This window comes from Microvirga yunnanensis, assembly GCF_025460875.1.
In genome coordinates, this window is sequence record NZ_JAMXFI010000078.1 from 25249 (window position 1) to 36201 (window position 10953).

8 protein-coding genes are annotated in these 10953 nt (G+C 63.4%); 6 read left to right on the forward strand and 2 right to left on the reverse strand.

Annotated features, from left to right (window positions below):
- Positions 1–231: 231 nt before the first annotated feature.
- On the reverse strand, positions 232–2058 hold the full coding sequence (locus NF876_RS29040; RefSeq protein WP_262271812.1) for a PAS domain-containing HWE histidine kinase family protein: 1827 nt from the start codon (positions 2056–2058) through the stop codon (positions 232–234).
- 312 nt (positions 2059–2370) lie between these two features.
- Complete coding sequence (locus tag NF876_RS29045; protein WP_262271813.1) at positions 2371–3327, reverse strand: ArsR/SmtB family transcription factor; 957 nt, start codon at positions 3325–3327, stop codon at positions 2371–2373.
- Between the two features lie 159 nt (positions 3328–3486).
- On the opposite strand from NF876_RS29045, the gene NF876_RS29050 reads away from it, so the two are divergent.
- The 6 genes from NF876_RS29050 (at position 3487) to arfA (ending at position 10837) form a co-directional block, all read left to right on the forward strand.
- Positions 3487–5379, forward strand: coding sequence for an ABC transporter substrate-binding protein (locus NF876_RS29050; RefSeq protein ID WP_262271814.1), 1893 nt, complete (start codon positions 3487–3489; stop codon positions 5377–5379).
- A gap of 42 nt (positions 5380–5421) precedes the next feature.
- Positions 5422–6426: an ABC transporter permease gene (locus NF876_RS29055; RefSeq protein WP_262271815.1), complete on the forward strand. Its 1005-nt coding sequence runs from the start codon at positions 5422–5424 to the stop codon at positions 6424–6426.
- The gene (locus NF876_RS29060) at positions 6426–7295 is read left to right on the forward strand and encodes an ABC transporter permease (protein ID WP_262271816.1); all 870 of its coding nucleotides are present in this window, start codon (positions 6426–6428) and stop codon (positions 7293–7295) included. Before NF876_RS29055 ends, NF876_RS29060 begins: the two co-directional genes overlap by 1 nt.
- On the forward strand, positions 7292–8353 hold the full coding sequence (locus NF876_RS29065; RefSeq protein ID WP_262271817.1) for an ABC transporter ATP-binding protein: 1062 nt from the start codon (positions 7292–7294) through the stop codon (positions 8351–8353). Before NF876_RS29060 ends, NF876_RS29065 begins: the two co-directional genes overlap by 4 nt.
- A 12-nt stretch (positions 8354–8365) precedes the next feature.
- Positions 8366–9214 (forward strand): ABC transporter ATP-binding protein, encoded by an 849-nt coding sequence (locus NF876_RS29070; protein ID WP_262271818.1) that lies wholly within the window; start codon positions 8366–8368, stop codon positions 9212–9214.
- A gap of 69 nt (positions 9215–9283) precedes the next feature.
- Positions 9284–10837, forward strand: a complete 1554-nt coding sequence (gene arfA, locus NF876_RS29075) for an arabinosylfuranosidase ArfA (RefSeq protein ID WP_262271819.1) — start codon at positions 9284–9286, stop codon at positions 10835–10837.
- Positions 10838–10953 lie beyond the last annotated feature (116 nt).

Sequence of the window (10953 nt, forward strand, 5' to 3'; positions counted from 1 at the left end):
GGGCTGAAGAGAAATGGCGGCGAGCGCATCAGGCGGACCCGGAGGGCTGCGTCAACGACCCGAACGAAGCGATCTGCGAGGAGCGGAGCATCGGACCCAAAAACGGGTCTACCCCTGGGTCAGACGCTCTCGAGCATAGGACGTGTGATCGAACTCACGCCCGATGCGTCAAGCCATTGTTTCAAAGCATCTTCCCACGCACAACCGTTTCCCAGTTTTGCGTTCGATGCTCTAGGCGAGGGGAGCATCCACGGTGCAGATGACGCCGGTCGGAGGGAATTCGATCCGGGTGGTGCCTCCAAGGTCTTGAGACAGGCTCCGCTCGATCAGGCGGGAGCCGAACCCGCGCCGCGACGGCGGCCGAACGGCAGGACCTCCGCGCTCCTCCCATCTGACATGGAGGCGCGGCTCCGACCCGGTTGCGTGCACGCTCCAGGCGATCCTGATCTCTCCCGCTTCGTTCGACAAGGCCCCGTACTTGACCGCATTGGTGGCGAGCTCCTGCAGAGCCATCGCCAGCGCCAGCGCCAGTGCCGTGCGGGGCGGAACGCGAACCCGGGAGCCTGTCAGGTGCAAACGGTCTTCGCCAGGGTTGGAATACGGGGCGACGGCTTGCTCGACGATATCATACAGATCCGCCCCCTCCCAGTTCTCCCGGGTGAGAACGTCATGGGCGCGGGACAGGGCAAACAGGCGGGCCTCGAGAGCCTCCTTCGCCTGATCCGCACTCTCCGCGTTGCGCAGGGTCTGAGAGGCGACCGATTGAACGGTTGCCAGCGTGTTCTTCACCCGGTGATTCAGCTCGTTGATGAGCAGGCTCTGGTGCTCCTCCGCGACCCGACGGCCGTGAATGTCGATCGACACCCCGAACCAGCGGACGATCTCACCGGTTCGGAGATCCCGGTAGGGCTCGGCCCGAACGAGGAACCAGCGATATTCACCCTCTTTCGAGCGGATCCGATGCTCGACCTCGAACACGCCGCCCGTGCGTCTCGCTTCCTCGTAGGCTTGAATCGTCGCGGCTTCGTCATCCGGATGCACGAAGTCCAGCGCAACCTGAGCTGCGTTCGTCGGCCCGCTGGCAGCCCCGGTGTAGAGAAACCATTGCCGATTGAAGAACTCGGCATTGCCCTGGGCGTCGGTGATCCAGATGATCTGCGGCACCGCATCGGCCATGAGCCGCAGCCGCTCCTCGCTTTCGCGCAGGCGCTCTTCCGCCTCCACCTGTTCCGTGATGTCGCCGTAGAACACTGCCAGCCCGTCGCCGACCGGGTAGGCGTGCATCGAGATCCAACTCACCCGCCCATGAGGCCAGACGTAGCGATGCCTCATGTTGACGGGCTTCCGGGTCGCCATTGCGTGCCGGAACATCTCGCCCAGGGCGGGGTCGGCATCCGGGTGGGCTTCCCAGTGCGTCTTGCCGATCACCTCGTCCCGCGGGCGGCTCTCCAGGCGCAGCGCCTCGGCGTTCATGTCGATGATCCGGAAATCCTTGTCGAGGAGAGCCAGGCTTTCGCCCATGCCGTCGAGCACGCCGCGAAGCCGCATTTCGCTGTCCCGAAGGGCCGCCTCCGTCTTCACCCGGTCGCTTGTTTCCACCACGACCGCGAGCACGCCTCCAGGCCTGCCGCTCTCATCGATCACGGGGCTGTAGTCGAGGTTCATCCAGACCTGCTCCGGGACACCGTTGCGGTAGAGGGTCAATTCCTGGTCCCGGTAAGAGAGCGTGCCGCCGGCCATGCCGACCCGCATCACGTTGGCGTTGAAGTCCGCCACCTCCGCCCAGCCTTCGAGAACCTTCGAGCCGAGCAGGCGAGGGTGCCGGCCGCCGGCGAACACCGTGTAGGCGTCATTGTAGATCATGATCCCGTCGGTCCCCCAGAGAAGCACCATCGGGACGGGCGACCGCAGCATCAGCGCGACCGTCGTCTTCAGGCTCTGAGGCCAGCCGGGAATCGCCCCGAGGGGGGTCGTCGACCAGTCATGGCTGCGGATCAGGGCGCCCGTCTCACCTCCGTCCTGGAGGAAGTCGAACGGCTGCGGGGGCGTGCTATCCATGATGCGGCTCCGCAATCCCACAAGTCTCGGGCTGCCGGCGTCGTTGCCGAGAGTGATCGGCGCCTCGGGAGATGCCGGCGCTCCCGGTCGAACGCCAGGCAAGCTTCGTGCCAGGCGGGGCCGATGCCGCGTCGTCCGGCGCGAGACAGAGGGGTCGGGTTGACGGCGGGAGCATAGGCTTGAAAGACCACTTTCGACGGCGAGGCTTGCGTCCTTTCTAGCGCCTTCTCAGGGGACAGCAACGGTGCGTGGCAGCGTTTTCGGTGCCGGCGGCGATCCGCCCCGTCGGCCCGCGTCGCCGCGCCGGGACACCTACCGCAAGGCGCCAGGCTGCTCTTTCAGGTGTATTCGCATGACGATGTCCTGATCGTAGTTCCCGAATCCACGGCCGAATATGTTGATGCCGCCCGGATGCCGGGCCGCATCGTCGATCCCGATCCGAAGGCGAATTCCATGGTGCTTGTCGAGTTCCAGCTTGTCGAGCGTCACGTTGGATATCTGAACGTCGTTGACCGATGTCCCGCTTCGGCTGATCTGCCAGGTGACCAGCTTGCCGTATTGGGAGCCTTCCAGCTTCCACCAGTGCGGCGTATAGAGCCCGCGCTTGTCGCCGAAATCACTCGGCGAGATCCAGCTTCCCACCTTCACATTGTTGATCCAGAGACTGATGTCGGAGGGCCAGTCCAAACTGGTCCCGGGTACCTCCGACGACAGTTCCATGACGAACTCGAGCCTGTCGATCTTGGCGCCGAGGACCTTGCCGTTGTTGGGAAACTTGTACTCGACGAAACCTCGTCTGAACCAGATCAGCGACGCGTTCATGCGATGAGGGTCGAGGAAGAGGTCGGGAACATCGAGGACGCCCAGAACGCTCTCGGTCGAGCAGAGCCCGCAGGGGGCGCTCACATCGCAGCTGGTATAAAGCCCGATGGGCATGGAGACTTCGATGTGGTCCTTGCTCTTGAGGGGATCCTGATCGTCGAACCGGATGATGATCTCGTCATAACGAATGGAGCAGATTTTCTGCTGGCCCTTGGACGCCTTGATCGTCTCCGTTTCGATCAGCCCGGCACGCTCGAGAACCTGAACGTGGGTGGCGATCGTCGATTGCGGCAAATCCAGAGCGTCGCTGATCTCGTTCACGTTCAGCGGCCCCCGCGCCCGCAGGAGCTTGAGGATCCGGATCCGGCCCGGCGAGGCGATTCCCCGCAGCGTCTCGGAGCTCTCCTCGGCGACCAAGGTCAGGAATTTTCGTTTGAATGCCGACATGAGGTCGCTCAGCTCGAGGGTTGTAGACGGCATTCCGTCCCTTCAATGACCCTCATATGTATCGAAAGTTTCGATATGTATCAATGCTACTGTTGACCGATTCCGGAAAGTCAGGGCTAACTAAGAAAAAAGATAATAATCAAACCTGGAGGAGCGCCAATGCGAATTCTGCGCATGCTTACCGTTGCCACTGGTCTGGCCCTGGCAGCGACCACCGCACTGTCCCAAACCAACGTCCCAGGTGTCCCGCGAAACGAGACGATCATCCTCGAAAATCCCGAGGGGACGATCAAGAACCCTGGATGGTTCAACATCTGGACCATCAACGCAGGCGGGCAATACACGGGCCTGCATCAGCTCGCGCTCGACACGCTCTGGTACATCGATCCCGAGCGAGGGCTCGACGGGGTCTGGGAGAACTCCCTGGCCGCCGAGAAGCCGATCTACAACGCAGATTTCACCGAAATGACGGTCAAGCTGCGCCCCGGAATCTATTGGAGCGACGGCGTCGAGTTCACGGCCGACGACCTCATCTACACGGTCGAGACCCAGATCAAGAACCCGGGCATGCGCTGGAGCGCCCTGCTGGGGCTGAACGTCGACAGCGTGTCGTCGCCCGAGCCGTGGACGGTCCGGTTCAAGCTGAAGAAGCCGAATTCGCGCTTCCACTCGCTCTTCACGGTCAGGTTCAATGCGATCTGGATGATGCCGAAGCACGTCTTCGAGAAGGCGGCCGATCCCCAGAAGTTCGATTTCAACCCGCCGGTGTCGCTCGGCGCCTATAAGCTCCACAGCTTCGACCCGGATGGAAAATGGTATATCTGGCAAAAGCGCGACGACTGGCAGCGCACCACCCTCGGGCGCTACGGCGAGCCCGGGCCGAAATATGCCGCCTATATCGATCCGGGCCCACCGGACAAGCGCGTGATCGCTCAGCTCAACCATAACCTGGACGTGGTGCATGACATTGCGCCCGAGGGCATGTTCACGCTGACCAAGCAGTCGCCGAGCCTCAAGACCTGGTTCCCGAACTTCCCGTTCGCCCATCCCGATCCGACCCTTCCGTCGGTGATCTTCAACATGCAGAACCCTGCGTTCCAGAACAGGGACGTGCGATGGGCTCTGGCTCTCCTGATCGACATCAAGGCCGTCTCGATGGCGTCGTATCGCGGCGCTGCGACCCTCTCCCCGATCGGCATTCCCCCGACGGGAACCCATCCGGACGATTACCACATCCCGCTCCAGGAGTGGCTTGCGTCGTACGAGATCGACACGGGCAAGAGCAAGGTCAAGCCGTACGATCCGAATATCGGCAACCAGATCGCCGACATGCTGCGTCCCACGATGAAGGAGCAGATCCCGACCGATCCGGCCGAGATCAGGAAGGCGTTCGGTTACGGCTGGTGGAAGCCGAACCCGCAGGCGGCCACGGAGCTCCTCGAGAAGGCCGGTTACACGAAGCGGGGCAATGCCTGGTACACGCCCGACGGCAAGCCGTTCTCCATCAAGCTCATGGTCGAGGGCGATTCCCGTCCGATCCTGACCCGCGCCGGAACCATGATCGTGCAGCAGTGGCGTCAGTTCGGCATCGATGCGAAGACCGAGGTCGCCCAGGGCACCACGATGCTCGACCGGCGCATCGCGGGCGATTTCGAGACGCTGATCTCCTGGAGCGTCGAGACCTACGGCGGCCATCCCGACCTGTCGTTCTTCCTCGACAGCTGGCATTCCCAGTTCGTCGCGGCGCCGGGCAAGACGCAGTCTCCGCGCAACTGGCAGCGCTGGAGCAATCCGGAGCTCGACAAGATCATCGAGCAGGTGCGCACGATTTCCTTCGACGACAAACGAACCGTCGAACTCGGTCGCGACTACGCCAAGCTCATCGTTCGCGAGATGCCGATCATCCCGCTGATGGCCTACAACGTGTTCACGGCCATGGATGAGACCTACTGGACGGGATATCCGACGGCGGAGAATCCCTACGCCAACCCCGTGCCGAACTGGGGCAATTCCCGCTCGATGATGGTGAGGCTGAAGCCCAAGCAGCCGTAGCGCTCAGACATCTCCTTCATCCAGGCAGACAAGGAGCGGCCCGTGAAGGCTTACCTGGCCTATCTGTCCAAGCGGCTCGTGCAGTTCGCGGTCGTCGTCTTCGTCGGGATCAACATCACCTATCTGGTGACGCACATGACCCCGATCAATCCGGTCGAGCAGTCGATCTCGGCCGCGACGTCGTACGGAGCGACCAGTCCGGAAGCCATTGAGATGATGCGGCAGTCCCTGCGTCAGCTCTATGGTCTCGAGGGCTCGCCCTGGGAGCAGTACGTCAACTTCTGGAAGCGGGTTCTGGTCGGTGATTTCGGGCCCTCCTTGTCGGCCTTTCCAACTCCGGTCTCGCAGCTCATCCTGCGAGCCCTTCCCTGGACCGTCGGGCTTCTGCTCGTCTCGACGCTCCTGACCTGGTTTCTCGGCAATCTGCTCGGCGGCCTCGCGGGCTATTATCGCAACAGCCGCATCCTGCGGGCATTCGGCGTCCTCAGCATGGGGCTTCACCCCATTCCGTACTATGTGGTGGCGTTCGTTTTCCTCATCATCTTCGGCTTCCTCTGGCCTGTCCTGCCGATCAGCGGGGGCGCCACGATGGCGTCGGATCGATCCAACACTCTGGCCTTCGCGCTCGACATCGTCGTTCACTCGATCCTGCCCGTCCTCTCGCTCATGGCGGTCGGGATCGGGGGGTGGTTCATGGGGATGCGCTCGCTCGTGTCCAACATCGTGACGGAAGACTACGTGGTCTACGCGGAGCTGGCCGGCGTCAAGCGCGGCAAGATCATGCGGTCCTACGTGATGCGCAACGCGCTCGGTCCCCAGGTCACGGGCCTGGCCTTGCAGCTGGGCGCGATCTTCAACGGGGCGATCATCACCGAGCAGGTCTTCGGTTATCCGGGCGTCGGATCGCTCCTGATCAGCGCGGTCCATTCCGGCGACTACAGCCTGGTTCTCGGCATCACCACCATCTCGATCGTGGCCGTCTCCGCGGCCGTTCTGCTGATCGATCTCCTCTATCCCTTGATCGACCCTCGCGTGGAGGCACGCTGATGAACACGCTGAGGATCCTGCGCGATCTCCTGCGCTACAACGGCGAGTTCGCCATCGGGCTGATCCTGGTCCTCATCGTGGCGGCCATTGCGCTCTGCTCGTTCTTCTCGCCCTATCCGCCCATGGACGTCTATGTCGTGCCACCCGACATTCCGCCGTCCTGGGAGCACCCGCTGGGGACGACGTCGAGAGGGCAGGACGTGTTCTGGCAGCTCACCTTCGCGATCCGGAACACTCTTCTGTTCGGCATCGTGGTGGCGTTTCTCAGCCGGATCATCTCCCTCGCGGTCGGTCTCATCTCGGGCTACAAGGGCGGCTGGGTGGACCGCATCCTGATGTCGATCAACGACACGTTCGTCGTTGTGCCGCTCTTTCCCATCCTGGTCCTGTTCTACTTCATCATGCGGGACGAGATGACCTGGGCGATGCTGGCGATCATCACCGCGCTGCTGGGCTGGGCCTACGACGCGCGGCTGATCCGGTCCATCGCCATGAGCCTGCGGACCCGCGAGTTCACCCGCCAGGCCGTGTTCTCCGGCATGAGCACGGGCAAGATCGTTCTCCAGGAGCATCTGCCCTTCGTCCTGCCGATCGTGTTCTCGACCACCATGAACAACATCAACTGGTCGATCGGGATCGAGGTGACGCTGTCCGTTCTGGGCTTCACGGACATCAACACCCCGACGATCGGCGGCATGATCTACTGGGCGAACCAGCATACCGCCCTGGTGTCGGGAATCTGGTGGTGGGTCACTTTCCCGGTTCTTCTCGTGATCATGCTGTTCATCGGGCTGTTCCTTCTGGCCATATCGATGAACGAGTATATCGATCCCCGCAGCCGCCTGAGCCGTCTGGGAGGGCAGGCATGATCGCAGAACTTCGCGCGATTCCGTCGCCCGACGAGCTGAACGCGCCGCAGACCCCGCCGCTGCTCACCGTCGACCGGCTGAAGGCCTACTACAAGGTAAAGCTGTTCGGGGTCGACCGGGAGGTCCGCGCCGTCGACGACATCAGCCTGGCGATCAACCGCAACGAGATCTACGGTCTGGCGGGCGAGTCGAGTTCCGGCAAGAGCTCCCTCATCAAGACCATCGCGGGGGCGATCCGCCCCCCGCTCAGGGTGGTCGAAGGCTCGGTGCGCTTCGCGTTCAAGGACGGCGAGCGGGACATCTACAGGCTTTCGCCGCAGGAACTGTCGGCGATCCGCTGGAGCCGCCTGTCCTACATCATGCAGGGCTCCATGAGCGTGCTGAATCCCGTGCGGCGGATCAAGCACGCCTTCGAGGACTTCGCCCTGCCTCACGTGAGCGCGAAGGGAGCGGACTTCACCCGTCTCGTGGAGCGGCACCTGAAGCGTCTCCACCTCGATCCCGCGGTTCTCCAGGCCTATCCGCACGAATTATCCGGCGGCATGCGCCAGAGGGTGACCATTGCCCTGGCGACGGTCTGCAACCCCGAGTTCATCATCGCCGACGAGCCGACGACGGCCCTGGACGTGATCGTCCAGAAGGGCGTCCTGTCCATGATACGGGAAATCCAGCAGGAATTCGGATCCTCCGTCCTGTTCGTGACCCACGACATGGCGGTGCACGCCAACCTGACCGACCGCCTCGGCATCATGTATGCCGGCCGCCTGGTGGAGGAGGGGCGGACCAGGGATGTGTTCAAGAAGCCGCTGCATCCCTACACGGCGCATCTGATCTCCAGCCTGCCCCGCATCGGGGACGAGGCCCCGAAAAAGGCTCTCGAAGGCTCTCCCCCGAGTTTGGCCGACCCTCCGCCGGGGTGCCGGTTTCACCCTCGCTGCCCTCTCGCCATCGAGATCTGCCGCCGCGAGGCTCCGCCCATGGTCGAGATCCTGCCCGGGCATCGGACAGCCTGCCACGTCGCCCAGGCCGACCCCGCCAGGGTCCGGACGGTCGCATAAGGAGGCGAGCGCATGAGGCCGAACCTTCTGGACGTCGAGAACGTCAACAAGATCTTCACGCGAGGCGGCTTTGTCTCGCGGAGGGTGAACCATGCGGTGAACGATGTCAGCTTCTCGCTTGCGGCGGACAAGCCTGAGGTGTTCACCATCATCGGCGAGTCGGGCAGCGGAAAGACAACCCTCGCCGGCATGATCCTGAACAGCGTCGCGCCCACCACGGGACGGATCCTTTTCCAGGGCCGGGATCTGCGGGAAATCCGAAGCCGGGGCGCGCGCCTGGACTTCATGAGCCATGTGCAGGCGATCTTTCAGAACCCGTTCGACGCCTTCAATCCTTTGAAGCGCGTCGACCGCTACCTGTTCAGCGCGGCGCAGCGGTTCACGGAGTGCCGGACGCCCAAGGCTTCGGCCGAACGGGCCGACGAGGCGCTGCACAAGGTCGGCCTGTCGCTTGCCGAGGTCCAGGGACGATACCCGCATGAGATGTCGGGCGGCCAGCTCCAGCGCGTGGCGATCGCGCGCGCGCTCGTGTCCAATCCGTCGCTCATCGTCGCCGACGAGCCGGTCTCGATGATCGACGCATCGCTGCGCATGACGGTGATCAATCTCTTCAAGAAGCTCCGCGACGAGCTCGGAGTGTCGATCATCTACATCACGCACGACCTTGCGACCGCCTATTACATCAGCGACCGCCTGATCATCATGCAGAAGGGCAGGGTGGTGGAGGGCGGCGATGCGCGGACCGTGCTGGCGGCCCCCCAGCATCCCTATTCGATCAAGCTTCGTCAGGCGGTGTTGTCTGTCGACGACGCTTGGCGGGACGACAGGGTCGGGGCCGGCGTGCCCGCTGTCGCGACATGAACCACGTCCCGTCTCCCCCACGGCTCACGGGAGTGAGCCTGTAGCCTCCTCACTGATCGGAGCCACTCCATGAAAGAAGCCAAAGTCACAATCGACCGCGATTTCTCCATCGCGGAAACGGATCCCCGTCTCTTCGGCGCATTCGTCGAGCACCTGGGGCGATGCGTCTACGGGGGCATCTACGAGCCGGGGCACCCGACCGCCGACGAGCACGGGTTCCGGCAGGACGTGCTCGAACTCGTCCGCGAGCTCGCCCCGACCATCATCCGTTATCCGGGCGGGAATTTCGTCTCCGGGTACAATTGGGAGGATGGGGTCGGCCCGGTGGAGAAGCGTCCGCGCCGCCTCGATCTCGCCTGGATGTCCACCGAGCCGAACACGTTCGGGACCAACGAGTTCATGGACTGGTGCCGGGCGGCCGGCGTCGAGCCCATGATGGCCGTCAATCTCGGCACCCGCGGCCCCGACGATGCTCGCCGCCTTCTGGAATACTGCAATTTCCCGGGCGGGACGGAACTGTCGGATCTGCGCCGGGCTCACGGTTGGGAGAAGCCGCACAATGTGAAGTTCTGGTGCCTGGGCAACGAGATGGACGGTCCCTGGCAGATGGAGACGAAGACCGCCTGGGAGTACGGGAGGATCGCCTCCGAGGCGGCCAAGCTCATGAAATGGATCGATCCGACCATCGAGCTGGCGGCGTGCGGCTCCTCCTCTCGCAACATGCCGACCTTCGGCTCCTGGGAGGACACGGTCCTCGACCACTCTTTCGAGCACGTGGAATACATCTCCCTGCACACGTACCTGAACAACTACGCGGACGACACTCCGGCCTTCCTCGCGAGCCCGGATCTGATGGACAGCTTCATCGAAGAGGTCGTGGCCATCGCCGACGCGGTCGCCGCCCGTCGCCGCTCGTCCAAGCGCATCATGCTGAGTTTCGACGAATGGAACGTCTGGTATCGCACCCGGCGCAAGAACGAGGGGCGGGTGAAGCTCGGATGGCCGGTCGCGCCCCAGATCCTCGAGGAAATCTACAACATGCAGGACGCACTTGCCTTCGGGGGAGCCTGCATATCGCTTCTCAACCACGCGGACCGGGTCAAGTCGGCCTGTCTTGCCCAGCTGGTGAACGCCATCGCGCCCATCATGACCGAGACCGGCGGACCGGCCTGGCGGCAGACGATCTTCTACCCGTTCAAGGACATGAGCACTCACGGCCGGGGCACCGTGCTGCAGACGCGCGTGAACTCGCCCACCTACGAGACGACCTATTACGATCCCCGCGGCACCTCGGACCTGCGCTTCCCGATTTCGGCGGTGCCCTATCTCAAGGTGTCGGTCGTTCACAATCACGAGGACGATTGCGTCACCATCTTCGCGCTCAACCGAAGCCTCGACGCGAGCCTGTCGGTGGAGGCCCTCGTCCGCGGCTTTGCCGGCCTGACGGTCAAGGAGGCGCATCAGCTGCGCAACGACGATCTGATGGCGGTCAACACGAAGGATGCCCCGGATACGATCACGCCGACCCCGCTCGAGGGGGTCGAGATCTGGGACGAGACGGTGAAAGTCAAGCTCGCGCCGGCCTCCTGGAACGTCATTCGCCTGGCGGTCCAGAAGCAATAGCGCATCGGACAATCGGGATGGCCGTGGAGGGTGTCAGTGCCGCCCCATGCCACCCTCCACGTCATCACCGGGCTTGTCCCGGTGATTCCGCTTGTTTGAGGCACGGCGCTACTCCG

What these genes read in the sequence shown, in the direction of transcription:
- NF876_RS29040 (WP_262271812.1), bottom strand. Translation starts at nt 2,058, where the DNA reads ATGGATAGCACGCCCCCGCAGCCGTTCGACTTCCTCCAGGACGGAGGT.
- NF876_RS29070 (WP_262271818.1), top strand. Translation starts at nt 8,366, where the DNA reads ATGAGGCCGAACCTTCTGGACGTCGAGAACGTCAACAAGATCTTCACG.
- arfA (WP_262271819.1), top strand. Translation starts at nt 9,284, where the DNA reads ATGAAAGAAGCCAAAGTCACAATCGACCGCGATTTCTCCATCGCGGAA.
- NF876_RS29050 (WP_262271814.1), top strand. Translation starts at nt 3,487, where the DNA reads ATGCGAATTCTGCGCATGCTTACCGTTGCCACTGGTCTGGCCCTGGCA.
- NF876_RS29065 (WP_262271817.1), top strand. Translation starts at nt 7,292, where the DNA reads ATGATCGCAGAACTTCGCGCGATTCCGTCGCCCGACGAGCTGAACGCG.
- NF876_RS29060 (WP_262271816.1), top strand. Translation starts at nt 6,426, where the DNA reads ATGAACACGCTGAGGATCCTGCGCGATCTCCTGCGCTACAACGGCGAG.
- NF876_RS29045 (WP_262271813.1), bottom strand. Translation starts at nt 3,327, where the DNA reads ATGTCGGCATTCAAACGAAAATTCCTGACCTTGGTCGCCGAGGAGAGC.